General features: G+C 65.1%; 21 protein-coding genes. 7 read left to right on the top strand and 14 right to left on the bottom strand.

The window, feature by feature from the left end; genetic code table 11:
* The first annotated feature begins 376 nt into the window (after positions 1-376).
* Positions 377-559: a transposase gene (locus ACXMDM_RS02925; RefSeq protein WP_255448125.1), complete on the top strand. Its 183-nt coding sequence runs from the start codon at positions 377-379 to the stop codon at positions 557-559.
* On the top strand, positions 556-1,305 hold the full coding sequence (locus ACXMDM_RS02920) for an IS5 family transposase (RefSeq protein WP_233831173.1): 750 nt from the start codon (positions 556-558) through the stop codon (positions 1,303-1,305). Before ACXMDM_RS02925 ends, ACXMDM_RS02920 begins: the two co-directional genes overlap by 4 nt.
* Positions 1,306-1,387: 82 nt before the next feature.
* On the opposite strand, the gene ACXMDM_RS02915 is transcribed toward ACXMDM_RS02920, so the two are convergent.
* The 6 genes from ACXMDM_RS02915 to argJ form a co-directional block, all read right to left on the bottom strand.
* A complete protein-coding gene (locus ACXMDM_RS02915) occupies positions 1,388-2,692 on the bottom strand; it encodes an IS5 family transposase (RefSeq protein WP_370454125.1) in 1,305 nt (434 codons plus the stop codon).
* 12 nt (positions 2,693-2,704) lie between these two features.
* Positions 2,705-2,959, bottom strand: a complete 255-nt coding sequence (locus tag ACXMDM_RS02910) for a transposase (RefSeq protein ID WP_370454126.1) — start codon at positions 2,957-2,959, stop codon at positions 2,705-2,707.
* Positions 2,960-3,344: 385 nt separating this feature from the next.
* Positions 3,345-5,018: an ABC1 kinase family protein gene (locus ACXMDM_RS02905; protein ID WP_071800525.1), complete on the bottom strand. Its 1,674-nt coding sequence runs from the start codon at positions 5,016-5,018 to the stop codon at positions 3,345-3,347.
* On the bottom strand, positions 5,018-5,341 hold the full coding sequence (locus tag ACXMDM_RS02900) for a hypothetical protein (protein WP_071800524.1): 324 nt from the start codon (positions 5,339-5,341) through the stop codon (positions 5,018-5,020). The genes ACXMDM_RS02905 and ACXMDM_RS02900 overlap by 1 nt, the downstream gene beginning before the upstream one ends.
* 34 nt (positions 5,342-5,375) lie before the next feature.
* Positions 5,376-5,876 carry a hypothetical protein gene (locus ACXMDM_RS02895; protein WP_145536883.1) on the bottom strand — a complete coding sequence of 167 codons (501 nt, stop codon included), beginning with the start codon at positions 5,874-5,876 and terminating at the stop codon, positions 5,376-5,378.
* 63 nt (positions 5,877-5,939) lie between these two features.
* Positions 5,940-7,244: a bifunctional glutamate N-acetyltransferase/amino-acid acetyltransferase ArgJ gene (gene argJ / locus ACXMDM_RS02890; RefSeq protein WP_071800522.1), complete on the bottom strand. Its 1,305-nt coding sequence runs from the start codon at positions 7,242-7,244 to the stop codon at positions 5,940-5,942.
* An 85-nt stretch (positions 7,245-7,329) separates the two neighbouring features.
* On the opposite strand from argJ, the gene ACXMDM_RS02885 reads away from it, so the two are divergent.
* Positions 7,330-8,328 carry a lytic transglycosylase domain-containing protein gene (locus ACXMDM_RS02885; RefSeq protein WP_071800521.1) on the top strand — a complete coding sequence of 333 codons (999 nt, stop codon included), beginning with the start codon at positions 7,330-7,332 and terminating at the stop codon, positions 8,326-8,328.
* A gap of 61 nt (positions 8,329-8,389) precedes the next feature.
* Here the strand turns inward: ACXMDM_RS02885 and ACXMDM_RS02880 are convergent, their stop codons facing one another.
* Entirely contained in the window at positions 8,390-11,518 is a 3,129-nt protein-coding gene (locus ACXMDM_RS02880) for a DEAD/DEAH box helicase (protein WP_071800520.1), read from the bottom strand.
* A 74-nt stretch (positions 11,519-11,592) separates the two neighbouring features.
* Positions 11,593-11,994, bottom strand: coding sequence for a hypothetical protein (locus ACXMDM_RS02875; protein WP_071800519.1), 402 nt, complete (start codon positions 11,992-11,994; stop codon positions 11,593-11,595).
* A gap of 65 nt (positions 11,995-12,059) precedes the next feature.
* On the opposite strand from ACXMDM_RS02875, the gene alaS reads away from it, so the two are divergent.
* Complete coding sequence (alaS, locus tag ACXMDM_RS02870) at positions 12,060-14,744, top strand: alanine--tRNA ligase (protein ID WP_071802039.1); 2,685 nt, start codon at positions 12,060-12,062, stop codon at positions 14,742-14,744.
* A gap of 63 nt (positions 14,745-14,807) precedes the next feature.
* Positions 14,808-15,518, top strand: a complete 711-nt coding sequence (locus ACXMDM_RS02865) for an SIMPL domain-containing protein (protein WP_071800518.1) — start codon at positions 14,808-14,810, stop codon at positions 15,516-15,518.
* 5 nt (positions 15,519-15,523) lie between these two features.
* Here the strand turns inward: ACXMDM_RS02865 and ACXMDM_RS02860 are convergent, their stop codons facing one another.
* Positions 15,524-16,090, bottom strand: coding sequence for a cyclic nucleotide-binding domain-containing protein (locus ACXMDM_RS02860; protein ID WP_071800517.1), 567 nt, complete (start codon positions 16,088-16,090; stop codon positions 15,524-15,526).
* 14 nt (positions 16,091-16,104) lie between these two features.
* Positions 16,105-18,057 (bottom strand): biosynthetic arginine decarboxylase, encoded by a 1,953-nt coding sequence (gene speA, locus ACXMDM_RS02855; protein WP_071802038.1) that lies wholly within the window; start codon positions 18,055-18,057, stop codon positions 16,105-16,107.
* A 218-nt stretch (positions 18,058-18,275) separates the two neighbouring features.
* Here speA and ndk point away from each other — a divergent pair, with 218 nt between their 5' ends.
* Positions 18,276-18,734, top strand: coding sequence for a nucleoside-diphosphate kinase (gene ndk / locus ACXMDM_RS02850; protein WP_071800516.1), 459 nt, complete (start codon positions 18,276-18,278; stop codon positions 18,732-18,734).
* Here ndk and thiO read toward each other — a convergent pair.
* Positions 18,710-19,939: a glycine oxidase ThiO gene (gene thiO / locus ACXMDM_RS02845; protein WP_071800515.1), complete on the bottom strand. Its 1,230-nt coding sequence runs from the start codon at positions 19,937-19,939 to the stop codon at positions 18,710-18,712. The two genes, ndk and thiO, sit on opposite strands and share 25 nt — an antisense overlap.
* Before the next feature lie 103 nt (positions 19,940-20,042).
* Here thiO and gatB point away from each other — a divergent pair, with 103 nt between their 5' ends.
* Positions 20,043-21,524, top strand: a complete 1,482-nt coding sequence (gatB, locus tag ACXMDM_RS02840; RefSeq protein ID WP_071802037.1) for an Asp-tRNA(Asn)/Glu-tRNA(Gln) amidotransferase subunit GatB — start codon at positions 20,043-20,045, stop codon at positions 21,522-21,524.
* A 26-nt stretch (positions 21,525-21,550) separates the two neighbouring features.
* Here gatB and ACXMDM_RS02835 read toward each other — a convergent pair whose 3' ends face one another.
* The 3 genes from ACXMDM_RS02835 to ACXMDM_RS02825 all read right to left on the bottom strand — a co-directional run bounded on the left by ACXMDM_RS02835 (position 21,551) and on the right by ACXMDM_RS02825 (position 23,946).
* Positions 21,551-22,711, bottom strand: a complete 1,161-nt coding sequence (locus ACXMDM_RS02835) for an alpha/beta hydrolase (protein WP_259723275.1) — start codon at positions 22,709-22,711, stop codon at positions 21,551-21,553.
* Complete coding sequence (coaE, locus tag ACXMDM_RS02830) at positions 22,708-23,331, bottom strand: dephospho-CoA kinase (protein ID WP_071802036.1); 624 nt, start codon at positions 23,329-23,331, stop codon at positions 22,708-22,710. The genes ACXMDM_RS02835 and coaE overlap by 4 nt, the downstream gene beginning before the upstream one ends.
* A 105-nt stretch (positions 23,332-23,436) precedes the next feature.
* Entirely contained in the window at positions 23,437-23,946 is a 510-nt protein-coding gene (locus tag ACXMDM_RS02825; RefSeq protein ID WP_071800513.1) for a DM13 domain-containing protein, read from the bottom strand.
* Between the last annotated feature and the right edge of the window lie 7 nt (positions 23,947-23,953).

Below are 23,953 nucleotides of genomic sequence, written 5' to 3'. Positions count from 1 at the left end.
CATGTTCTCCAGAAGCTAGCTGTCCCTAGGACTTTCATCGTACTTTCCATTTTCATGATAATGGTTCGCTGGCCAGAGAACCACTTGTTCAATTTGGCACACAAGCTCCGCTGGGTCCTTTGCCTTAAGCGATCGATTGACGCGCACAATGGCTTCAATCAGCTTGTGGGCACCTCGAAAAATCAACAAGCCAATGCACTATGCCCTGGTCTGAGCTAGATTAGACAGATGACATTCTAATTCTGCAGTGGGTCAGAGAGGCTTCTGGGACGAACAGCAAAGAGCCGCAAAGCTCAAGGAGAAGAAGCCGGTTCTCCAGCGACTTTCTGAATCGATCCCGTGGGAGTCATTCTGACCACTTCTCGATAAGGGCTATGTGCAAGAGCGCAGGAGCAATGCTGGGCGCAAGAGGATTGATCCCTTGATCCTGTTCAAGATGCTCGTTCTCCAGCAGCTCTTTAATCTCAGCGTAGGCGAAGCCTTCCGCTTGCGGTTGAAGAGCTTGAATTCCAAGTCAATGACAGACGCTCCTTCGAGGAGTTTGTCGGCCTTGGCGTGATGAACAATATTCCGGATGCAACTACTGTGGCTTTTTTTAGGGAGCGTCTCCGCAAGGCAGGGGTCATCGAGGAGCTGTTTGAGATGTTTGAGGCGTATCTCCGCACTCAAGGCCTTCAAGCTCGTGGCGGTCAGATCATCGATGCAACTCTTGTCCCAGTTCCCAAGCAACGCAATACCCGCGAAGAGAACAAGGAAATCAAAGCTGGGAGGCTGCCGGAAGGCTGGGATGAAAACCTAGATCGGCTGCAGCAGAAGGACTTAGATGCTCGATGGGTCAAGAAGAATGGTGCCAACTACTATGGCCACAAGAACAACATCTGTATCGATGTTGACCATGGATTCATTCGCAGGTATGCAGTTACACCAGCCAATATTCATGATAGCCAGATGCTCCCACGGCTCCTTGATCCAGAGAATGAGCACGACTTTGTATGGGTGGACTCAGCCTATTCAGGGCAGTGCTTTGAAGAACTGCTTGGGTTGGGAGGCTTTGAAAGCCTGATCCATGAAAAGGGTTCTCGCAATCACCCGCTCAATGAGGCAGCAAAGGAGCTAAATCATGTCAAGTCCGCAATTAGAGCCTGCGTTGAGCATGTCTTTGGTTGTATGACCATGTCAATGGGTGGAAAGCTGACGAGAAAGATTGGACTTCAAAAGAATGAGGCATGGTGGGGCCTCAAAAATCTGACCTTCAACTTCCTTCGATATCTTCAGCGCACGACCCAAGTGGTGGCAGCGGCCTAAGTCGGGCTTCCTGAAAAACAAAACCAGGGCACTCACACAAAATGCAGGTACTTCGCCGAAACAGCCAGCGACTCGATGCTGCCTATACCGCAAGCAGCAAATCGTGTGATTGACCGCTGAGCGAGTGGCAGCCCTCTGAGTCGTCGTCCTGGAGGCTGTACAGACCCAATAACCAACCCAGAATAAGGACAAAAAAGAGGCGCAGCAGCCTCAGCACCTTCTCGGAGCACATCACGATGAAGGCCATCGAGATCGTGGTCTCGGTACCATGCTTGAGTTTGGCCATGATGCGATCCAATGAATACTTACGCTTTCCAGCTCCAAAGGATCCCTCTACCTCATTGCGTCGGCGCAGATCAGCACTGAGTTGCTGCTTGCGGGCAGCATTCAGATCTGGGTTCTTTGGGGGGCGACCCAAAGGCTTGCCTGAGAGCCGGATTCCGTTTCTCATGCAGAAGTGCCTATTCTCGCGATTGATGTAGATACGATCAGCGCAGATCCGCTCTGGGTAGCAACCATTATCCTTTTTGTATTTTTCTGCCTGAGCAATGAGATCTCCACCTTCGTTGTATGCATCCCAACTGATGCGATGAAGAAATGGGAATCCATTTTCAACAGTGATGCTGATTTTGGCGCCAAACTCAACGGCTGCCCTTGCTTTTCCTCGAACAATTGGCCGTACTTGTTTCTGAACCAGGTGCGCAAAGCGATGAGGAATGCTTCTGGAATTGCTTTCAAGAAGGATGGCTTGCTGCCGTGCCAGTTCACTGCAGGCCAGACGCTTCTGCCACCAGTGCTGCTTGAGGGCAGAAAGGCTTGCCCCAGCTGCGATCAAAGCGTCGATAGCCTCAAGATTGCGCTGCAGATAGTTGAGCTGCTTCCTCACTGCGGCCTTCAACTTGCGCAGCCTTGGCTTTTTCTGCTTGGCGATCGTGAGGAAGCTGAAACGAGCTTTTTCGCGGTTGTAGTGGGGGCGATGGCGTCCAAAACCAGTGGACTGATGGCAAAGATCATCGATAATCTTTTCAGTGCCATTCCTCGCCTCGTTGAGCAGCTTCAAATCAGTGGGATAAGTAATATCTGCGGGGGCGCAGGAAGCGTCGAGGCTGATCGTTCCCCAGTTCATGCCTTCTGGCCAGTTAGCTGGCTTGATCATCGAGTCCAGGGAGAGCTGCGCACCACCGTCTCCATCTTGATCATCCGGTTTGTCGCTGTCATCAACTCTGGCAGCTACAGCTTCAACCAGCATTTCTTTGCCGCGCTGCACGATCAGCTCATTGATCTTGCGCAGGTCTTCATCTGATAGCCGCTTACGAAAGTGAACCATCATCGATGGATCAAAAGGGGCTTTGCTCGAGTAGCCAGAAAAAGCAAGAAAGTACTGCATGTATGGATTTTCCTAGATCTGCAGCACAGTCTCCTCATCACTCAGACCAAGCCGCTGCTTGATGTAAAGAGCGCCAAATGCCAAGCGCACTGATTTTGCAGGAGCTCCGATCGTGGCGCTGAACTGTGGTGCGTAGGACGATTCAAGCTCTTCCCACGGTATCAACTGAGCAAGAACAACCCAGCGGTTATCTGGATCAAGTGTGCCACCAAAAGGAAGGTGGAACTCCTCGATAGAGAGCTGGCCATTATGATGTTTCCGATACATTCGTGGCCGTTACACGATGTAGCGAGCAAGGAATTGCTCGGTCAAAACCAGTTTAGCGCCTTTGATTGGCTCAAACCAACTGCAGGGCAGGGGTTTTGACTTTTTCAGGAAGCCCTAAGTCGCAGACGGACGAACCCTGATTGCAGGGTAACTTGTCAGTGTTTTTTGTCGGCTTCTGATTTTCCGCCGCCCTCTGGCGGCTTTTTCATGCTCTCAGAGCTGAGGTAGATTGCTCATTATTCGAGGAGCCCTTGTGCATGGCTGCAGGCTAACCAGGCGCAGAAGGGTGATTACAGCAGATCCACAGCCTCTGGAAGCAGGTAAACCCTATTGGCCGCAATCGTCTTGATAGGCAGAACTGACTTTGTGGGCTTGGGCTGGGTGCTCAGCCGCCCACTCCTGGCAATTTATCGATGCGGCCATCGCGTTGCAGTTTGCCCTGGAGCTTCAGCCAGGTGAGGCCCACGGGCACGCCAAGAACTAGCGGCACGGCCGTGAGGGCTGGGCGGCCGCTGGAGGCCAGGAGGGCTGCTGCGATGGCCAGGCCGCCGAGCAGGAAGGACTGACCGCTGACCTGCTGGGCGATGGCCAGGCGGCGGAGGAGGCGGTCGGTTTCGCCGGCGCGGATCTGTACCTGAAGGTCGCCTTGTTCGATGCGCGCCAGGCTGTCGTCGAGGCGGCGGGGGATGCCGAGGGCGCGGCTGCCGAGTTCGCCGGCCTGGCGGCCCAGTTCGTTGATGAAGTCGTTGGGGCCTTGGCCGCTGGCGGTCATCAGGGGCAGTAGGTAGGGGCGGGCAATCGAAATCAAGCTAAAGCCTGGGTCCAGGCCACGGCCGACTCCCTCGAAGGTGGAGAGGGCCCGCATCACGAAGATCAGTTCGGAGGGCAGGCGGAAGGGCTGGCCGTACACCAGGTCGTAAAGGTCGCCGGAGAGCTTCTCGAGCACATTGGCGGAGAAGGGAGGGGTGAGGGCGTCGTTCAGCATCACCCGCACCAGACGGCGCACCGGCCCGGCATCGATGCCGGCGGCGATCACCCCGGCGCCCTGCAGTTCCACCACCAGGGCCGAGGCATCGCGGCCCGCTGCCGCCCGCACCATGCGCCCAATCCGGCTGCGCAGCCGTGGGGAGATCTGACCCATCATCCCGAAGTCGTAGTAGATCAGGCCTCCATCGGCGGCCACCGCCAGGTTGCCGGGATGGGGATCGGCGTGAAAGAAGCCGAAGCGCACCAGTTGCTGCAGGTAACTGGCCGCCCCCTTCTCCGCCACCGCCGCCGGATCGATGCCGGCCGCCACCAGGGCGGGTCGATCGGTGATCTTGATCCCGGGTAGATAATCCAGACAGAGCACCCGGCGGCTGCTCAGCTCCCAGATCACCCCGGGAATGCGGATGCCGGGGTCTTCGAGGAACTGCTGGCGGAAGCGGGCGGCATGTTCTGCCTCCAGGCGGAAATCAAGTTCGCGCAACAGCACGCGCCGGCATTCTTGGGCAATCGGCACCCACTCGCGGCCCTGGCCCCAGCGGGGATGGCGCTGAATCACGGCCGCCACCTGCTGCATCACCTCCAGGTCGAGCCGGAACAGGCGCTCCAGGCCGGGCCGCTGAACCTTGAAGACCACCTGGCGGCCGCTGCGCAGGCTGGCTCGGTGCACCTGGGCGAGGCTGGCGGAGCCGAGCGGTTGCTCCTCAAGATCAACGATCTCGGCGCAACGTTCCCCCAGCTCCTGCTCCAGCAAGGTTTCAACGACGCTGAAGGGGAAGGCCGGCACCTTGTCCTGCAAGCTGGCGAGCTCGGCCACATAGGCCGATGGCAGCACGTCGGGCCGGGCCGAGAGCAATTGCCCGAGCTTGATGAAGGCCGAGCCGAGTTGGATCAGTTCCTTCGTGAGCCAGCGGGCTCGCCTTTGCTGGCGCAGCGTTCGCCGCTGCTCATTGACGCCGCCGCGATAGCTCCAGTCTTTGCCATCGAGCCAGAGGCCAAAGGCGAACTGCAGCACCGCGCTCCAGATCCGCAGGGAGCGCACCCCTCCCTGCCAGCGGGGGCCCAGGCTGCCCATCAGGCGCGGTCCTCAAGGCGGCGGGTGAGGGCGGCCACCGCGGCGCGTAGATCATCGATCCGTTCCTGGCTGCTGCGCTCTGGCTCCCATGGGCTGCCCGTTGCTGGCGTTGGCGGCGAGCTGGCGTGGTCGTCACTGTCGGTTTCCAGCCGTTCGGCTTCCATCTCGACTTCCTGCCAGAACAGCTCCCATTCGCTGCGCAGCCGCTCCGGCGCTTCCTGGGCCAGCACCGCCAGGCCGGCCACCGAGTCAGCCAGGCCACTGCCGATGCGGGCCTGCAACCGGTTCAGGGCCGCCTGGATCAAGGATTGGGGCGCGCTCATCTCCAGGCCTGAAGTCTTGCCAAACTGTGGCAGATCAGGTCTGGGGGGGTGGAAGGTCTGGCAGATCGCTGGGGAAATCCCTTGGCGGCGGGCTGGGTGCGGCCGTGCTGGGCTCATCGGGGAGAAGCCGTTGCAGCGGCGGTTCTTCCGGCGCCACGGTCCTGCTGGCGGCATCCGCCTCCGCTTCGGCTTGGCGTTCTTTGACCTCTTGGGCCCTCTTGGCCTCCCCCGCCTTGCGCTTCTCGTCCTGTTCCAGCTTCTCGAGATCGCCACGGATCTCGCTGTCCTGATCGCCGAAGCGCATCCGCAGGCTCTCCAGGCTCGTTCCCGGCGTGGGCTTCACTTCAAACGGCTGGCCCAGTGGCTGTTGCTCGCCGCCACCCAGCGCAAGCAGACGCCCGGTGATGCCGTATCCCAGGCCGAAGCAGAGGCCGGCCAGCAGGGCCATCAGCCAGGGCGATCGAGGCCGCCGTGGGGTCTCAGCCTGCGCTGGCCTGTGGCGGCGGGACGACCGCCGGGGCCGGGCCTGGGACATGGAGGGAAGCTGCTCTGTTTCCCCATCCTGAAGCCCCGAGCCAGCTTCGGCTCGTTGTGGTGGTCAGGTGGTGTAGTCGGCGTTGATGCGCACGTACTGGTCGGAGAGGTCGCAGCCCCAGGCGAGCCCTTGGCCCGGGCCAGCGCCCACGGCCAGGCGGATCGTCACGGTGTCGCCGTTGCGCGGATCGGCGTTGAGATAGGCGCCGGCGGCACGCTCCTTCAGGTAGGTGGACGCGGCGGGGCGATCGAAGGCCAGCGGTGAACCGGCGGCCATCAGCTGGTGCTCTCCGAGCCAGAGGGCCACGGCATCCGCTTGGAACGCCACCCCAGCGCGGCCGGCGGCGGCCACGATCCGGCCCCAGTTGGGATCGCGGCCATGCACGGCCGTTTTCACCAGGGAGGAGCCACAGACCGTTCTGGCGATGGCGCGGGCGTCCGCGTCGCTGCTGGCCCCCTCCACCTGAACCTCGATCAGGCAGGTGGCCCCCTCACCATCACGGGCGACGGCCCTGGCCAGGTGTTGCGACACCGCCGTCAGGCCGGCCTCCAGGGCGGGATAGAGCTCGGGGTTCAGGGGCGGGCCGGCTGCAAAGGCCAGGTAACAGTCGTTGGTGCTGGTGTCGCCGTCCACCGTGATCGCGTTGAAGGAGCGCGCCACCGCCCGGCCCACCATGGCCTGCCAGATGGCGGCCGGAACCCCGGCATCGCAACTGGCATAGGCCAGCAGGGTGGCCATGTCCGGGTGGATCATTCCCGAGCCCTTGGCCATGCCGCCGATCCGCACCCGCTGGCCACCGAGATCGGCCTCCAGGGCGATCTGCTTGAGGGCCAGATCGGTGGTGAGGATGGCGCTGGCGGCGGCGGCGCCCCCCGCCGGGCCCAGGGCCGCCACCAGTGGATCGAGCCCCGCCAGCAGGGTGTCGATCGGGATCGGCACGCCGATCACGCCGGTGGAGCAGATCAGCACCTGCTCGGGCTTCACGTTGAGTTTGGCGGCCACTGCGGCGGTGGCGCGCAGGCTGTCGATCAGGCCTCGCTCGCCGGTGCAGGCATTGGCCTGACCGGAGTTGGTGAGCACGGCCCGGGCACAGCCGGCGCCTTCAGCCAGGCGCTCGGCGCAGAGGTCGACGCAGGCGGCCCGCACCCGGTTGGTGGTGAAGCTGCCGGCGCAGACGGCCCCCTCTGGCGCCAGCAGCAGGGAGAGATCGGGCTTGCCGGAGGCCTTCAGCCCAGCGGTGATCCCCGCCGCCTCAAACCCCATTGGCGCGGTGATCCCACCGGCGATGGGATGCCAGGTGGCGCTGGCTTCTGCGGACGGGGAGCCGTTGTTGGAGGAGATCACGCTGGCCTGCGGAGCTGGGAGCATCCTGCCGCCGGGGCGTGAGGCCGCCTCCTTCCGGCTCTTAATCTGCCCATTCCCCCGTCGGCGCCTGCTGACTCCGATCCGTCCGATGCCAAAGCCATCTGCTCGATTGCTCGCCGCCGGCCTGGGCTGTGGAGCCCTTCTGCTCGGGGTTGGCCTGGTTTTGCGCCCCCACCAGGGCGTCACCCAGGCGGCGATTGTTGAAGGCGGGCAGGAGCGGGCGGTGCTGCAGCTGCCCACCGATCAGGCCCTGCCGCTGAACTCCCAGGGGCGCCATTACCCGCTGGTGCCATCTGATCCCGTTGCGCTGGCGGCGTTGCTGGTGTCGGTGGAGCAGGCGTTGCGCTCGCCGGAGACCCCCGCCGCTGAGCTTCCTGGCCTCGGCCACCAGCAGCAGGTGATCTACCGCGTTCTCTCCCATCAGCCGGAGCGATCCCAGCAGGTGCGGCGCTCCATTCCGGTGGCTTGGCAGAGCATCTACGACCGGCACCTCTCAGCGCGGCGTTCCTTCCTGGCCATGCATCGCAGCGACAGAAAACCGACAACGTTGCCGGCCTGGCGGATCATTGCGCCTGAGCCCGCCGAAACGCTGATTGACTATTACAAAGAAGCCGAGGCGGCGACGGGCATCGAATGGGAGGTGCTGGCCGCCGTGAACCTGGTGGAATCCGGCATGGGCCGCATCGATGGGGTTTCCGTGGCCAATGCCCAGGGGCCGATGCAGTTCCTGCCCACCACCTGGGCGCAGGCGGGGGTCGGTAAGGGCGACATCCGCGATCCCCACGACGCGATTCATGCGGCGGCCCGTTACCTGGTGCGCCGGGGTGGCTTGAAAGACATCCGCAGAGGGCTCTGGGGCTATAACAACAGCGACAACTACGGCAATGCCGTGCTCACCTATGCCTCCCTGGTCAAGGAGGACCCCAGCGCCTATGTGGGGCTCTATCACTGGGATATTCATTTCGCAGCAGCGGCCGGTGATCTCTGGTTGCCCGTTGGTTACAACCAGCCCCGGTCCATCGCCGTTTCCACCTACCTCAGCCAGTTCCCGGCCAGCGCACCGCCAGCAGGATCTTCTGGTTACTGAGGTCTGGGGCAGTCAAGGCCAGCGCTACTTCTCCGGTTCGGCCTCCTGATCAACCTTTCGGTCAGTCGTTGAGGGCGACCAGATCCCGGAGTTGGCCGGGATCGAGACCACCCAGCCACTCCTCGCCGCTGCCGATGATGTCTTCGGCAAGGCGGGCTTTCTCGCGAATCATCCGGTCGATCTTCTCTTCCACCGAGCCGCTGGTGATGAACTTGTGCACCAGCACCCGGTTGGTCTGGCCGATGCGGTAGGCCCGGTCCGTGGCCTGGTTCTCCACGGCCGGATTCCACCAGCGATCGATGTGGAAGACGTGGCTGGCGCGGGTCAGGTTGAGGCCCACCCCACCGGCCTTCAGCGACAGCAGAAACAACTGGGGGCCGCGGGGATCGTCCTGGAAGCGATCGACCATCGCCTGGCGCTCCACCTTGCTGGTGCTGCCGTAGAGGAAGGGCACTTCCTGGCGGAAGCGCTTCTCGAGGTGGGCCTTGAGCAGGTGCCCCCATTCGGCGAACTGGGTGAACAGCAGGGCCCGATCGCCCGCCTCGATCACCTCATCAACGATTTCTTCCAGCCGCTGCAGCTTGGCGGAGCGGGCGCTGAACCCTTCGCCGATGCCCCCTTCCTTGAGGGCCAGGGCGGGGTGGTTACAGATCTGCTTGAGCTTGGTGAGCAGGCCGAGCACCTGGCCATGCTTCTGGCCCAGGGGCGCCCGGGCGATGGCGTCGAGCGTTTCGTCCACCGTTTTGCGGTAGAGCTTGCTCTGCTCGCTGCTGAGCCCCACCCATTCGCTGAGTTCCAGCTTCTCGGGCAGGTCGGAGATGATCGATTTGTCGGTTTTCAGCCGCCGCAGAACGAAGGGGCCCACCCGGGCCTTGATGTCGCGCAGGGAGGCGGTGTCGCCGTAGCGCTCGATCGGCAGGCGGTAACGCTGGCGGAAGAATTCTTCGTCGCCCAGCACCGTGGGGTTGAGGAAATCCATCAGGGCCCACAGCTCACTCACCCGGTTCTCCACCGGGGTGCCGGTGAGGGCGATGCGGAAGCGGCTGGTTTTGCCTGACCTGGCCAGCTGACGGGCTGCCAGGGATTGCTTGGCGGAAGGGTTCTTGATCGCCTGGGCTTCGTCGATCACCGTTCCCTGCCAGTCCATCGAGGCCAGCAGCTCGCTGTCGCGTTGCAGCAGGCCGTAGCTGGTGAGCACCAGATCGACGCCCTTGAGCGCCTTGGCCAGGGCCGCCGGCGTGGCGGGCCGCCTCGGGCCGTAGTGCTCCAGCACGGTCAGCTCTGGTGTGAAGCCGGTGGCCTCACGCTTCCAGTTGGTGAGCACGGAGGTGGGGGCCACCAGCAGCACCGGTCGCTTCAGTTCCTGCTCGGACTTGAGGTGCTGCAGGAAGGCCAGCAGCTGGATCGTCTTGCCCAGGCCCATGTCATCGGCCAGGCAGGCGCCATGGTCGAAGCGGTGCAGGAAGGCCAGCCAGCCCAGGCCCCGCTCCTGATACGGGCGCAGCTGGCCGCAGAAGCCTTCCGGTGCCGGCAGGGGATCGGGAGCCTTCTGTTGGTGGTACTGCTCCAGCACCCCCTGCAGCCGTGGCCCGGCCGTGAAGCGGTGCACCGGCAGGCGCTGCAGGGTTTCGCCTTCGTTGCCGGTCAGGCGCAGGGCGTCGTCGAGGCTGAGCGGTGGATCGAGGGCGCAGAACTTTTCGGCGTTGCGGAGATCGCCCGGACGCAGCTCGATCCAGGCCCCCTTGTGCTGCACCAGTGGGCTGCGCTTGCTCGCCAGCCGCTCCAGGTCCTTGAGGGTCAAGGTGACGCCGCCGATCATCAGGTCCCAGCGCCACTCCAGGGTTTCGCCGAGGCTGAAGCCCCGTGATTTCGCCGGCAGCTCCGCTTCGATCGACAGGCCCAGCCGGCTGGCCAGGCCACCGCTGAGGCTGGGGGGGAGCACCACGCCCACGCCCACATCGCGCAGGCGGGCGGCGGCCGTTCGCACCAGCACGAAGGCTTCGGCCGGGGCCAGCTCCATCTGCAAGGGGGTGGCCGCATCGAGGCCCCGCCCGATCGGCTCGAACACCTGCAGGGCCCGGCCCAGGCCTTCGAGCAGCAGTTCGCCGGGCTGCTGAACGTTGATCTCGCCGAGTTGCAGGCTGGCTTCACCAGCCGCCCAGACCGCCGCCGCCGGCAATTTCAGGCTCGGATCGGCCTCGGCCTGCAGGCTGAAGCGCAGCTCCCAGAGCTCAGCGCCCTCTGGCGGTGTGTCGAGCTCCAGGCAGGCCCGGGCCGGGGCGACCCGCCCGGCCACCGCTTCGCGCCAGTGGTGGGTGGCGGTGCCGAGTCGCTCGATCTCTTCTTCGCCCAGGCGCAGCTCGCCCTTGCCCGGACCCAGGGCCTGCTGCCAGGCCGTCAGCAGGGGATCGAGGCCGTCGGCTTTCGGGCTGAAGCCGCTGCGCAGCTGGGCATCCACCAGGCCAGAGAGGATCGTCACCACCCGCAGCCGGCCGGAGCCGGGTCGCCAGCAGGCCAGGGGTGCGCTGCCGTTGGCGCCGGCCCAGGCTGAACCCGATCCAGGCAGGTTCGAGCCACGGCAGAGGCCAGCCACCGCCACCTGGGGCAGCTGGGTGGCCAGATCTTCGAGGCGACGGCGGTCGTCTTCGCGGTTGAGCAGGGGCAACCAGTGGGCCTGGCCCTCTTCCACCTGGGGCAGCCAGCGGCCCCGGGCGATCAGGCTGAGGCTCCAGCGTTGGAGATGGCTCCACCAGCGCAATTCATCGGCCAGGTCGGGATGGTTTCCCGAGAGCGGCAGGCGCTCCAGCCAGAGGGCGGCGGCGGCGGGATCCAGCCACAGCCCCTCCACCTCCCAGGGCCACCACTCCACATCTTTGGGGATCGGTTCGCCGGCCTGCAGCGGCAGGCCACTCCAGCCGCCCATCTCGGACTTCTTCCTGCCCTTGCTGCTCTGGCGACGGCTCGGCAGGCTCAGGGCGGCCGAGGCCGGCCGGAACGATTCGGTCCACAGGTCCCACTCCTCCAGCCAGGCGCCGAGGTCGTCCTGGTTGAGGCTGAGCGGGTGGGCGAGGGGCGCCTCAATCGGACTGGCCGGGTGGGCCACCCGCCAGGTATCGGCCCAGAGCATCAGGCCGGCGACCGCCATGCCGCTGCTATCGGCTGGGAGCCAGGTGGCGTGCAGAAGGCTCATCGCCGAGGCGCGGCCAGGTACGGATCGGCGCCATCATCCCCGATCGCGGTCCCCTGCCCCCTCCAGGCATCAGTTCAAGGCTTCAAGGCGGGCAGCAGCCGTTGCCCTGCCTGCAGCAGCAGGGCGGCGCCCAGCAGCGGCCACCACAGTGGCCACCAGGCTTTGAGCGCTGTCTGCAGCAGCGCCAGAGCCGCCTCGACCCAGTGCCCGCTAACGAGCTCAGGGAGATCCAGGGGAAGGGCGAGGCTGCGGATGCCGCAGACCGCTCCCACCAGGCCGGCCTGGAGATGGCCATCGTCCGGGTCGACCCGCTGCAGGTGGAAGGCCAGCAGGCCGTAGAAGAAACCGCAGCCGCCGGCCCGCAGCCCCGGCTCCAGACCCAGCACCAGGCCGAGGGCCAGAGCGGTGCCACCGGCGAGCAGGGCCCAGCCGATCGACTGGAGCCGCAACTGATGGCGCTGCTCGGTGGAAGACAACGGCGTCGCTGGTGCCTGTGCTGGGCGATCATGCCCTTTCCAGGGTTGTTTCGCTGTTTTGGGCCATGGCTGCCGCTCCAGATTCCCGCCACTTCCCAACCGGCGCCACCCGCCCGCGCAGCGGCGCGGAGATCCGCGAAGCCTTCCTCGCTTTCTACGCGGCTCGGGGCCACCAGCGGCTGGCCAGTGCCTCGCTGATTCCCGACGACCCCACGGTGCTGCTCACCATCGCTGGGATGCTGCCGTTCAAGCCGGTGTTCCTGGGGCAGTCTCCGAGGCCGGCGCCGCGGGCCACCACAGCCCAGAAATGCATCCGCACCAACGACATCGAGAACGTGGGCCGCACGGCGCGGCATCACACATTTTTCGAGATGCTCGGCAACTTTTCGTTTGGCGACTACTTCAAGGCTGAGGCGATTGCCTGGGCCTGGGAGCTTTCCACCGAGCTGTTCGGCCTCGATCCGGCCCGGTTGGTGGTGAGCGTGTTCCGTGACGACGACGAGGCCGCGGCGATCTGGCGTGACGCGGTGGGGGTTACCCCCAAGCGGATCGTGCGCCTCGATGAGGCCGACAACTTCTGGGTGTCGGGTCCTACTGGTCCCTGCGGTCCCTGCTCGGAGCTCTACTACGACTTCAAACCCGAACTGGGCGATGACGGCATCGACCTGGAGGACGACAGCCGATTCATCGAGTTCTACAACCTCGTGTTCATGGAATTCAACCGCGATGCCGCTGGTGTGCTCACGCCGCTGGCCAACCGCAACATCGACACGGGCCTGGGACTCGAGCGCATGGCCCAGATCCTGCAGCAAGTGCCGAACAACTACGAAACCGATCTGATCTACCCGCTGATCGAAACGGCCGCTGGCCTCGCTGGCCTCACCTATCCCGGTCTTAATACCAAGGCTCAGACGTCGTTGAAGGTGATCGGCGACCACAGCCGAGCCATCACCCAGCTGATCGGCGATGGGGTGAGTGCCTCGAACCTGGGCCGGGGCTACATCCTGCGGCGTCTGTTGCGCCGGGTCGTGCGCCACGGGCGGCTGATCGGCATCGATCGGCCCTTCCTCCACGCGATGGGCGAGGCGGCGATCAGCTTGATGGCGCCGGCCTACCCCGAGTTGCTGGAGCGCCGGGGGGCGATCACCGCGGAGCTGGAGCGGGAGGAGGCCCGCTTTCTTGAAACCCTCGAGAGGGGCGAGAAGCTGCTGGCTGAGCTGCTGGCCGCCAGACCCCAGCGGATCAGCGGCGCCCAGGCCTTCGAGCTCTACGACACCTATGGCTTCCCGCTGGAGCTCACCGAAGAGATCGCCGAAGAGCATGGTCTGACGGTGGACCGCGACGGTTTCGAGGCAGCGATGGAGGCCCAGCGCCAGCGGGCCAAGGCGGCAGCGGTGAGCGTGGATCTCACCGTCCAGGGCGCCATTGAGGCGATCGCCGCCGATCTGGCCGACACCGATTTCCACGGCTATGGCGCCCTGGAGCATCCCAGCCAGGTGATGGCGCTGGTGGTGAACGGCGCGCCGGGCCAGCGGGCGGTGGCCGGCGACGCGGTGCAGCTGGTGCTCGATGCCACGCCGTTCTATGGCGAATCCGGTGGCCAGATCGGTGACCGCGGCCTGCTGGTCGGCCAGGACTTGATCGTTGAGATCGAGGCGGTGAGCCGCCTGCGCAAGTTGTTTGTTCACCACGGCCGGATTGAGCGGGGCGTGCTGCAGCTCGGTGACCAGCTCAACGCCCGGGTCGATCGCCGCTGCCGGCGCCGGGCCCAGGCCCACCACACCGCCACCCACCTGCTGCAGGCGGCGCTCAAGCAGGTGGTGGACCCCGCGATCAGCCAGGCCGGCTCCCTGGTGGATTTCGATCGGCTGCGCTTCGACTTCCATTGCCCGCGCCCGCTCAGCCGCGAGGAGTTGGAGCGGATCGAGGACCTGATCAACGGCTGGATCGAAGCGGCTCACGCGATGGAGGTGCAGGAGATGGCGCTGGAGCAGGCCAGGGCCGCCGGAGCCGTGGCCATGTTCGGCGAGAAATACGACGCGACGGTGCGGGTGGTGGACGTGCCCGGTGTGTCGATGGAACTCTGCGGCGGCACCCACGTGGCCAACACCGCCGAGATCGGTCTGTTCAAGATCTCCGGCGAAAGCGGCGTGGCCGCAGGCATCCGCCGGATCGAAGCGGTGGCCGGCCCGGCGCTGCTGCCTTACCTCAAGGCCCGCGAGCAGGTGGTGCGCGACCTGGGCGAGCGTTTCAAGGCCCAGCCGGGCGAGATTGTGGAGCGGGTGAGCGCCCTGCAGGAGGAACTCAAGGCGAGCAACAAGGCGCTGGGCGCGGTGCGCAGCGAACTGGCCCTGGCCAAGGCGGCAGCGCTGGTGTCTGAGGCCGAAACGCTGGGCGCCTTCCAGCTGCTGGTGGCCCGCCTCGACGGGGTGGAGGGCGCCGGTTTGCAGGGCGCCGCCCAGCAACTGCAGCAGCAGCTCGGTGACGGGGCGGCGGTGCTGCTGGGCGGCCTGCCTGACCCGGCTGACAGCGGCAAGGTGATCCTGGTGGCGGCCTTCGGAAAGGCGGTGATCGCCAAGGGTCCCAAGGCCGGGGCCTTCATCGGTGGTGTGGCCAAGCGCTGTGGCGGCGGCGGTGGCGGTCGCCCCAACCTGGCCCAGGCCGGCGGCAAGGACGGCGCGGCGCTCGATGGTGCGTTGGAGCAGGCCAGGGCGGAGCTGGTCTCGGCGTTGGCTGCGGCTGGTTCCTGAACGGAGCGGCCAGGGAGCCTGACCCGCGGCGGGGCAGTCTGGGGTCTCGTCGCAACCTGGCCGATGCGTCCCCTTCCTCCCGCGTGCTGGCTCTCAGCGCTGGGTCTATGGCCCCTGTCCCTGGCGCTCCTGCCCCTGCCGGCGCTCTCCCAGCAGGTTCAGCTCCGCTGCGACGGCACCCTGCTGGAGGCGCGCGGCAATGCCGAGGTCAAACGGACCACCGAGCGGCTGCGCTTCTCGCTGGGGCTGGAGGCTGAGGCCGCCACCGCCGAGCTGGCCCTGCCAGCCCTGCAGGAACGGCTGGCGGCCGTGCGCACGGCCTTGCAGCTGCTGCAGGTGAGCGAGCTGGAGGTGGGCTCCCCGTCCACCTGGCAGCAGCCGCGCAGCAAGGACAGGCCCGAGCTGGTGAAGGCTAGCCTGCGCCTGAACGGTCAGCTGCAGCCTCCCCAGCTCCAGGGCATGATCCGCCAGGTGGGCAGCCTGCCGGGGGTTCGTCTGTCCCCGGTGACCACCGAGGCCGACCCTGCTGCCGACGCCGACGTACGCCGCCAGCTGTTGCGGTCGGCCTATCAAGAGGCCCGCAGTCAGGCCCTCACCATTGCCGAGGTGATCGGCCTGCGGGCCCTCAACCCCCTGGAGGTGCAGATCGAAGGAGGGATGGGGCCGAGGGTGTTTCGCACAGCGATGGCTGATGAGGCGGCCCCGTTTGATCCGGCCGAACTGGCGGCCCCCACCGACCGCCTCGAACTGCTGGTGCGTTTCTGCGCCAACTGAATGGTTCAGGCCCGTCTCTCGCCCAGTTCCACCAGCCGATCGCCAGCCAGGCTCAGGCAGTGATCGAGCGGCCGGATGGCGCTGGCGATGGCCGCCAGCTGGGCCGTGTCGCCCCGGTGGGCCGCGGCGATGCCATCAAGGAGCAGGCCGATCACCCTGTTGCCCGACTTGCAGCGCTGGCTCACCAGCGACAGCATCTCCATGGCCAGGTCGACGTCGAAGAGCAGGGTTTTGAGGAAGTTGTCGCCGCTGACTTCAATCAGCTCGGCCGGTCCCTCCACCACCCGCACGTCGGCGGAATGGATGCCGGTGCCGAACAATCCCATTTCACCGAGGAGTTCCTCCGCTTCGAGCACCGCCAGGGTGTGGGGCCTGGGCTCAAGCAACTGGATCTGGACCGCTACCTTGCCGCTGGTGAGCAGCATCAGGCTGGTGGCGGGATCTCCCTGACGCATCAGCAGGTCCCCCTGGCTGGCGAGGCGCTGGACCGGCGCCAGATCGGCGTAGTGGATCTTCAGCAGCAGCTTGATGCGCTCGCGCACGATCTTCAGCTGCGATTCATCTCCCCACATGGCATCAGCTCCAGTCAGGTCTGCAGGTAAGTGGTCTGGCGCAGGCTGCCTTCCAGGTGGGCCATCAGCCGCTGGGCATCGCGGATTGGCAGGTCGCCCCGGTCGATGGCCGCCTCACTGGCCAGGCGCAGACGCTCAAGCAGTTGGTCGGGTTCGTGTTCCATCGCTTCGAGCACCTCGGCATTGGTGTTGCCCCTCACCACATGCTCGACCCGGTAGCTGCCATTGGCACCAAGACGGATATGGACTGCATTGGTGCTGCCGAACAGGTTGTGCAGGTTGCCCATCACCTCCTGGTAAGCGCCGCCGAGAAACAGGCCGATCCAGTAAGGCTCATCGGGCTGCAGGTCATGCAACTCGAGCAGCGGTTTCACCTGGCCGGCATCGATGAAGCGGGCCAGCTTGCCGTCGGAGTCACAGGTGAGGTCAGCGAAGCTGCCCAGGCGGTTGGGGCGTTCGTTGAGGCGATGGATCGGCAGCACCGGGAACAGCTGGTCAATCGCCCAGGTGTCGGGGGCGGAGCGAAACACCGAGAAGTTGGCGTAGTAGGTGCTGGCCAGGGCCGCCGGCAGGGTGCGCAGCTCATCGGGGATCGCGGCGCTGGCCGGCCAGCGGGCCAGCTGGCTGGCGATCGATTCGCAGCAGGCCCAGTAGAGGCGTTCGGCGGCTCCCCGCTCGGTGAGGGTCAGGTAGCCGAGACGGAAGGCGGAGAGGGCGTCGTGCTTGAACTTGATCGCGTCGTTCCAGCCCTCTTGCAGGTGGTCGCCGCTGCTGGCCTCGGCGCCGGCCTCGATCGCCGAGAGGGTGTCGCGCAAGTTGCGCACAATCAGTGGTTCGCCCTCGCTCAGCGGCGGCACCGCGCCACTGACCTGGCCAGCACCGAGCACGTCGAACACCAGCACGCTGAAATGGCTGGCGATCGCACGGCCGCTCTCGCTCACCAGGGTGGGCAGGGGGATGCCGTGGGGCTCGCAGCACTCGCGCACGGTGGCCACCACATCGTTGGCGTAGTTCTGCAGCGAGTAGTTGGTGGAGGCGGCGGTGGCGGTGCGGCTGCCGTCGTAGTCGATGCCGAGGCCGCCGCCCACGTCGAGGTAACCGAGCGGAGCACCGAGCTGGGCCAGCTGCACGTAGATCTGACCGGCTTCCTGCAGGGCGTCCTTGAGCACGGCGATGTCGTTGATCTGGCTGCCCACGTGGAAGTGCAGCAGGCGCAATTCGCCGAGCAGATCCGCCTGGCGCAGGGTGTCGAGGGTGGCCAGCAGGTCGGGCACCGAGAGACCGAACTTGGCCCGCTCGCCCACCGAACTGCCCCAGCGGCCGGTGCTGCGGCTCGAGAGCTTGGCCCGCACGCCGATCAAGGGCGCTGAGCCGAGGGCCCGGCTGGCGGCAATGATCGGCTCGACCTCATCGGCCTGCTCGATCACCACCACCGGCTGGCGGCCGAGCCGGCGGGCCAGGATCGCCGTCTCGATGTAGCGCTGGTCTTTGTAGCCGTTGCAGATCAGCAGGGCCTCGGGGTCGTCGAGCAGCGACAGGGCGATCAGCAGTTCGGCCTTGCTGCCGGCCTCGAGCCCGAAGTGCCAGCGGCGGCCGCTTTCCATCAGCTGCTCCACCACGTGGCGCTGCTGGTTGCATTTCACCGGGAAAACGCCCTGGTAGCGGCCGGCGTAGCCGTACTGGGCGATCGCTCTCTCAAAGGCGGCGTGGAGCCGCTCCAGCCGGTCTTCGAGGATGTCGTCGAAGCGGATCAGCAGCGGCAGGGAGAGATCGCGGCCCTGCAGCCCCCGCACCAGTTCCACCAGATCGAGGGCGCCGCCGCGTTCGCCGCGGGGCTGCACCATCACATGGCCGCGCTCGCTGACACTGAAATAGGGATCGCCCCAGCCGTCTACGCCATAGAGAGCGGCGCCGTCGGCGGCGCACCAGGCGGACGCGGAGGGGGGAAGCGAATCGGCAAGCACCATCGGTGCGCGGCGGTGCGTGGGGACGAACCCGAAATCTAATGAGGCGGTCCGCAGAACCTCGTTGGACACGCTCAACGGGCCAGCCCCCTCCATTCCCCGATCTCCCCATGGGTCTGGATTGGCCCCTCTCAGGCTGAGTGGCTGGGGAAGCCCTGCGCTCGGCTTGCCAATGGGCGGCCCTGCCGCAGACGATGGGGGCTCACACCAACGCTCTTTCCATGGCCGTCGAACGCACCTTCCTTGCCATCAAGCCCGATGGCGTCCAGCGGGGGCTGGTGGGCGAGATCCTCGGCCGCTTCGAGCGCAAGGGCTTCAAGCTGGTGGGCCTCAAGCAGCTGGTGCCCAGCCGTGAGCTGGCTGAAAGCCATTACGGGGTGCACAGCGAGCGGCCGTTCTTCGCCGGCTTGGTGGAGTTCATCACCAGTGGTCCCGTGGTGGCGATGGTCTGGGAAGGCGATGGTGTGATCGCCAGTGCCCGCAAGCTGATCGGCGCCACCAAGCCGCTGGAGGCCGAGCCCGGCACGATCCGCGGCGATCTGGCGGTGAACATCGGTCGCAACGTGATCCACGGCTCCGATGCCCCTGAAACCGCTGATTTTGAGATCGGCCTCTGGTTCGAGCCCTCCGAGCTGAGCGACTGGACGCCCGCCGATCAGGTCTGGCGCGTGGAGCCCTGAGCGCTTTGCGGCTGAACAGCGAAGCGGTCGAAGCGGAAGTTGGCCAACAAAGCGGCGTTGGCGGCCGACAAAACGCTGCGTCGGCTTGGCTCGCCTGATCCATCCCTGGCTTGATCGCCGCTCACCTGGGCGGTGATCAGCTCTGCTGTGACAGCCGCGAGCAGCACACCGTTGCGGTAGTGGCCGGTGGCCAGCCACAACCCCTCGATCGGACTGGGGCCAAGCAAGGGAGCCTGATCGGGCGTGCCCGGACGAAACCCCCACCAGCGCTCCATCGGCGGCCAGCTGGCCGCCGCCGGCAACAGGGCGGTGAGGCCGGCCTCCAGCTGCTGCTGGCCCCGGGGCGTGAGCCCAGCGGCGAAGCCGGCCTCCGGTTCGCTGGTGGCTCCCACCACAATCAGGCCGTCCTCGCGGGGAACCAGATAGGTGCCGGGCCCGAACAGCACCCGGCGCAGGGCCCGGCGGGGGGCCTGCAGGGAGAGCATCTGCCCCTTGATCGGCACCACCGGCAAGCCGGGCAGCAGGCTGGCGCTCCAGGCCCCGCAGGCCAACACGGCCCGGCGACAGGCCAGGCTGCGCACCAGGCCACCGGCGCCGATCAGGCGCACCCCGCTGAGCACCCGCTGGCCATCGCTCATCAGTTCCAGCACCTCGGTGCCCTCGGCGAAGGCCACGCCCCGCTCGACGCAAGCCCGCTCCAGGGCGCGCATCAACTGGCGGCGGTTGTCGATCTGGCCGTCCTGGGCGAACAGCAGCCCGCAGCAAAAGTCTGCGCCGATGCCCGGGATTTCGGCTTCCAGTTCGGCGCGATCGAGCGGTTGCCCCAGCGAAGCGGTGGGGTAGGCCCCTCGCTCGGCGCTGGTGGTGAAGGGCACCACGATCCCTGAGCGCAGCAGGCCGCAGGGCAGGCCGCTGTCGGCTTCGAGCTGGCCCACCCACTGGGGCAGCAACGCCAGGCTGCGTTGACCCAGGGCGAGCATGGCCCCCTCCAGCCCCTCGGCATGGGGCGCGAGCATGCCGGCGGCGACAAAGCCCGCCGCCTCGTTGCGGCGGCGGCTCAGCACCCGAACACACTCGCCGCGACGGGCCAGCTGGTGGGCGATCGCCAGACCGATCAGGCCGCCACCGAGAACCAGCACCGGATCAGCGTCGCCTTCTGCAAAGGACCGGCTTGCCGAGACTTGATCCGTGCGCAGGCCTGTCATGGACTCAAACTATCCAAGCGCCAGCAGCGGGGTGATGGCGGCCGCGCCCAACAGTCCCCTGCATAGGATCGTTTCCACAACAGGCGCAAGCCGGGAGAGCGGAATGGCTTCGGCGATTGGACATGAGGGCTGGGAGGCCGTGATCGGCCTGGAAACCCACGTGCAGCTGGGTACGGCCAGCAAGATCTTCACCGCCGCCTCCACCAACTTCGGCGACCAGCCCAACAGCCACATCGATCCGGTGGTGCTGGGGTTGCCCGGCACCCTGCCGGTGCTGAATCAGAAGGTGCTCGAGTATGCGGTGAAGGCGGCTCTGGCCCTCAATCTGCAGGTGGCCGAGCACAGCAAGTTCGACCGCAAGCAGTATTTCTATCCCGACCTGCCCAAGAACTACCAGATCTCCCAGTTCGATCAGCCGATCGCCGAAAACGGCTGGATCGAGGTGGAAGTGGCCGAAAAGGGAAAAGACACCTACCTCAAGACGATCGGCATCGAGCGGCTGCACATGGAAGAAGATGCCGGCAAGCTTGTGCATGCCGGCAGCGATCGTCTGGCCGGCAGCACCCATTCGCTGGTGGATTACAACCGCGCCGGTGTGGCCCTAGCCGAGATTGTTTCCAAGCCCGATCTGCGCACGGGCCGGGAGGCGGCCGAATACGCCTCAGAAATCCGCCGGATCATGCGTTATCTGGGCGTCAGCGACGGCAACATGCAGGAAGGATCCCTGCGCTGCGATGTGAACATCTCGGTGCGGCGCGGACCCAACGATCCCTTCGGCGTGAAGGTGGAGATCAAGAACATGAACTCCTTCTCGGCGATCCAGAAGGCCTGTGACCACGAAATCGCCCGTCAGATCAAGGCGATCGAGGCCGGCGAGCCGATCTTTCAGGAAACACGCCTCTGGGATGAGAGCAAGCAGCACACCCGCAGCATGCGCAGCAAGGAGGGCAGCAGCGATTACCGCTACTTCCCCGAGCCGGATCTGGGACCGATTGAGGTGAGTGCCGAGCGGCGCGAGGGCTGGCGCGCCGAGCTGCCCGAGCTGCCTGCCGCCAAGCGCCATCGTTACGCCGATGCCCTAGGGCTCTCAATCTACGACGCCCGGGTGCTCACCGATGAGCGCGCCATGGCCGAATACTTCGAAGCCGCCGTGGCGGCTGGTGCCGACGCCAAGGGAGTGGCCAACTGGGTCACGGGCGACATCGCCGCCCATCTCAATGCCGGCAAGATGTCGATCACCGAATTGCCCCTCAAGCCTGCGCAGCTGGCGGAATTGGTGCAGCTGATCGACGACGGCACCATCAGCGGCAAGATCGCCAAAGATCTTCTGCCGGAGCTGCTGGAGCAGGGTGGTTCCGCCCAGGCGATCGTGGCCGACCGCGGTCTGGGCATGATCAGCGACCCAGCGGCGATCACGGCGATCGTGGCGGAGCTGCTGGCGGCCCATCCAGCCGAGGTGGAGGCGTTCCGAGGCGGTAAAAACAAGCTGCAGGGTTTCTTCGTGGGCCAGCTGATGAAACGCACCGGCGGCCGCGCCGATCCCAAGCTCGCCAACCGGATTCTGGCCGAAAAGCTGAAGGGTTAGCGCAACAACCTGCTGGAACCACACGGCTAATCCGCCAGCAGCTGGGCCATCGTTTCGATGATCTGGGGGGCGTCGAAATAATCACCGTGGTCGATGGAGCGGTTGGTGAGCATGGTGGCGTTGAAGCCGGTCATGTTGGCTGGAGCAAGCGAGGGCAGCGGGTTGAGGCCGAGGCTGCTCTCCCAGCGCTTGTCGATGTCGGCGCCGGCCACAAGCTCTTTCACCTTCTGGAAGGGTTCGCGCAGGGCATCTTTTTCGAGCACTGAGGCTTTCAGGGCGGAGTCATTCCGCGAATAGAACAGGTACGTATGGCCGACCAGATGCTTCAAACCGTCGTGGAACGGCCCGTTGTAGTCCAACAGCTCGGAGTTAATGTTGATGTTGTGGCACTGGGTGACTTCGCGGCGCTCCACATCGGGAGCCAGCAGGATCAGGCGATCGATGAACGAACTGCTACCGGCATCGTCGCGCCGCTTCAGCCGTTGGGCGATCGAGCGGCCGATCGCGTTGTTCTCCCAGGCCCGGTAGGGCCAGGCAGAGCGGTCCACCAGGCTTTTGAGCATGCTGCAGACCAGATAGCTGCCCATGCTGTGGGCGATCACATCCACCTCGACGCTGTCGTTGGCGGCGCGGATGTTGGCGATCAGGTTGGCCAGGGCGTTCGCCGACTGGGCCGCCTCCAGCCGGTCGGATTGGTAGGCCAGCAGGCGGCCGTCTGAAGGCCAGGAGAACCCCACGAAGGCGATCTGATCCTTTTGCACAGCTCGGCCCGGAGCGGCGGCGGCTGGTGGAGGGCTCACGCCAGTGGTTGTTGATGCTGGCTCGGGATCCAGCACCAGGGAAAGGCCCCTGGCCTCAAGGGTGGCGGCCAGGGCTTCAGCTAACAGGGAAAAGGAGGTGATGGCGCCATGCAACGGCACATTGAAGCCATGGATGCCGATCACCACCTTTCTGATTTCAGGCTTGGCAAGGAATTTGTCGAACACCCGCTCGGTGGAGGGCGAAATCACCGCATCGACGGGAATGGTGTTGGGATTGGTGGTGGCTAGGTAGTGGCCCATGCAGATATGGGTGTCGACCCAGTGATATCCACTGCTCTGCAGCTTGATTCGCTGATTGCGATCAAAGCGTTGGCCCAATTGCTCCCGGTCGCGGTTGGTGGCGAAGAAGCGAATTGTTCGTGTCATGGCGAGACGGCTGGAGGGAAGGGATCACGGCAGCTTGCCGAGAACCAGTGACGCTGCACCTGCTCGATCAGCTCGGCCTCGCCGCCGCGGTTGTTGATCAGTACATCGGCCAGCTCACGCTTGCGGGCCAGTGGCCACTGGGCGTTGATGCGGGCGCGGGCTTCACCGCTGCTGTAGCCGTCACGCTGGATCAGGCGCTGGAGTTGTTGCTCCTCGTCGCAGTCCACCAGCCAGACCTCGCTGCAGAGCCCCTGCAGATTCACTTCATAGAGCAGCGGAATCATCAGCACCAGGCAGGGTGCCCCAGCGAATTGTGCCAGGGCTTGCTCAAAGCGGCTGCGCACCAAGGGGTGCACCAAGCGCTCAAGCCAGAGCCGTTCGGCTGGATCGGCAAACACGATGCGCCCCAGGGCGGCTCGATCAAGGTTGCCGTAGCGGGCCTGCACGGCCTGCGTCGCCGCTGTACCCGGGGCTAACGCGTCGCGGGCGTAGGCGTCGGCATCCAGCACGGGCAGCCCGTAGCTGCCGCTAAGAATCCGCCCAACACTGCTTTTGCCACTGGCAATGCCCCCGGTGAGGCCGATGCGACGCTGCAAGGCTGGGGTGATCGAATCAGCCATCAGGTCCACGTGCGAAACCGAGACCTCGCGCAAAATCAAAGCTAAGCGCTGAACTCAACGGTGGCACGTTTCCACTGCCCCCAACTGAAGGACGCCAGAGATCACTTATTGCAATGTGGCAGAACCAAACGTGGCATTGAATCGCCGGCACCAGATTGTTGCTGATCTGAACTCTTCGAGATTGACGCTCTCTGGAATCGGATACATCTGGGCGCCGCTGAAGCTCTTCAGGGGAGCAAGCAGTACGTAATCACCTTCGTTAAGCGGGAAAGCTGGTGGCGTGGTGGAGGCAATCACATCGGCCTTGCGATGCAAGACCACAACCAGGTCAGGGCCAGATGTTGAAGTTGAAAAATCCTGATCCAATTCCAGGCGATGCTGGTTGTTCTCCTTCACCAGTTGTGCAGAGCCTTTGGTGGGATGCTCGCCGGAAACAAAATCGCCGGAGCGGATCAGCAAAGGCTCAGACTTCGTGGCAAGGCTGGCATCCTGCGCTGGTGGGCTGGAGAGGCTCCCCTGGTTGGCCTCGGGCCCTGCACAGCTCGATAACCCCGCCACGGCAAAGCCGAATGCCACAGCGAATCCCAAGTGGATGGCGAAACGGCTCGATTTCATCGGTTGA

It is taken from the genome of Synechococcus sp. CS-603, from assembly GCF_977929215.1.
The sequence above is the reverse complement of the archived record's forward strand: the minus strand, read 5'-3'. Positions and strand labels throughout refer to the sequence as shown.

What these genes read in the sequence shown, in the direction of transcription:
- ACXMDM_RS02860 (WP_071800517.1), bottom strand. Translation starts at nt 16,090, where the DNA reads ATGTGGGGAGATGAATCGCAGCTGAAGATCGTGCGCGAGCGCATCAAG.
- ACXMDM_RS02835 (WP_259723275.1), bottom strand. Translation starts at nt 22,711, where the DNA reads ATGACACGAACAATTCGCTTCTTCGCCACCAACCGCGACCGGGAGCAA.
- ndk (WP_071800516.1), top strand. Translation starts at nt 18,276, where the DNA reads ATGGCCGTCGAACGCACCTTCCTTGCCATCAAGCCCGATGGCGTCCAG.
- ACXMDM_RS02910 (WP_370454126.1), bottom strand. Translation starts at nt 2,959, where the DNA reads ATGTATCGGAAACATCATAATGGCCAGCTCTCTATCGAGGAGTTCCAC.
- alaS (WP_071802039.1), top strand. Translation starts at nt 12,060, where the DNA reads ATGGCTGCCGCTCCAGATTCCCGCCACTTCCCAACCGGCGCCACCCGC.
- ACXMDM_RS02900 (WP_071800524.1), bottom strand. Translation starts at nt 5,341, where the DNA reads ATGAGCGCGCCCCAATCCTTGATCCAGGCGGCCCTGAACCGGTTGCAG.
- ACXMDM_RS02905 (WP_071800525.1), bottom strand. Translation starts at nt 5,018, where the DNA reads ATGGGCAGCCTGGGCCCCCGCTGGCAGGGAGGGGTGCGCTCCCTGCGG.
- gatB (WP_071802037.1), top strand. Translation starts at nt 20,043, where the DNA reads ATGGCTTCGGCGATTGGACATGAGGGCTGGGAGGCCGTGATCGGCCTG.
- ACXMDM_RS02885 (WP_071800521.1), top strand. Translation starts at nt 7,330, where the DNA reads ATGCCAAAGCCATCTGCTCGATTGCTCGCCGCCGGCCTGGGCTGTGGA.
- argJ (WP_071800522.1), bottom strand. Translation starts at nt 7,244, where the DNA reads ATGCTCCCAGCTCCGCAGGCCAGCGTGATCTCCTCCAACAACGGCTCC.
- ACXMDM_RS02915 (WP_370454125.1), bottom strand. Translation starts at nt 2,692, where the DNA reads ATGCAGTACTTTCTTGCTTTTTCTGGCTACTCGAGCAAAGCCCCTTTT.
- ACXMDM_RS02880 (WP_071800520.1), bottom strand. Translation starts at nt 11,518, where the DNA reads ATGAGCCTTCTGCACGCCACCTGGCTCCCAGCCGATAGCAGCGGCATG.
- speA (WP_071802038.1), bottom strand. Translation starts at nt 18,057, where the DNA reads ATGGTGCTTGCCGATTCGCTTCCCCCCTCCGCGTCCGCCTGGTGCGCC.
- coaE (WP_071802036.1), bottom strand. Translation starts at nt 23,331, where the DNA reads ATGGCTGATTCGATCACCCCAGCCTTGCAGCGTCGCATCGGCCTCACC.
- ACXMDM_RS02825 (WP_071800513.1), bottom strand. Translation starts at nt 23,946, where the DNA reads ATGAAATCGAGCCGTTTCGCCATCCACTTGGGATTCGCTGTGGCATTC.
- thiO (WP_071800515.1), bottom strand. Translation starts at nt 19,939, where the DNA reads ATGACAGGCCTGCGCACGGATCAAGTCTCGGCAAGCCGGTCCTTTGCA.
- ACXMDM_RS02865 (WP_071800518.1), top strand. Translation starts at nt 14,808, where the DNA reads ATGCGTCCCCTTCCTCCCGCGTGCTGGCTCTCAGCGCTGGGTCTATGG.
- ACXMDM_RS02895 (WP_145536883.1), bottom strand. Translation starts at nt 5,876, where the DNA reads ATGTCCCAGGCCCGGCCCCGGCGGTCGTCCCGCCGCCACAGGCCAGCG.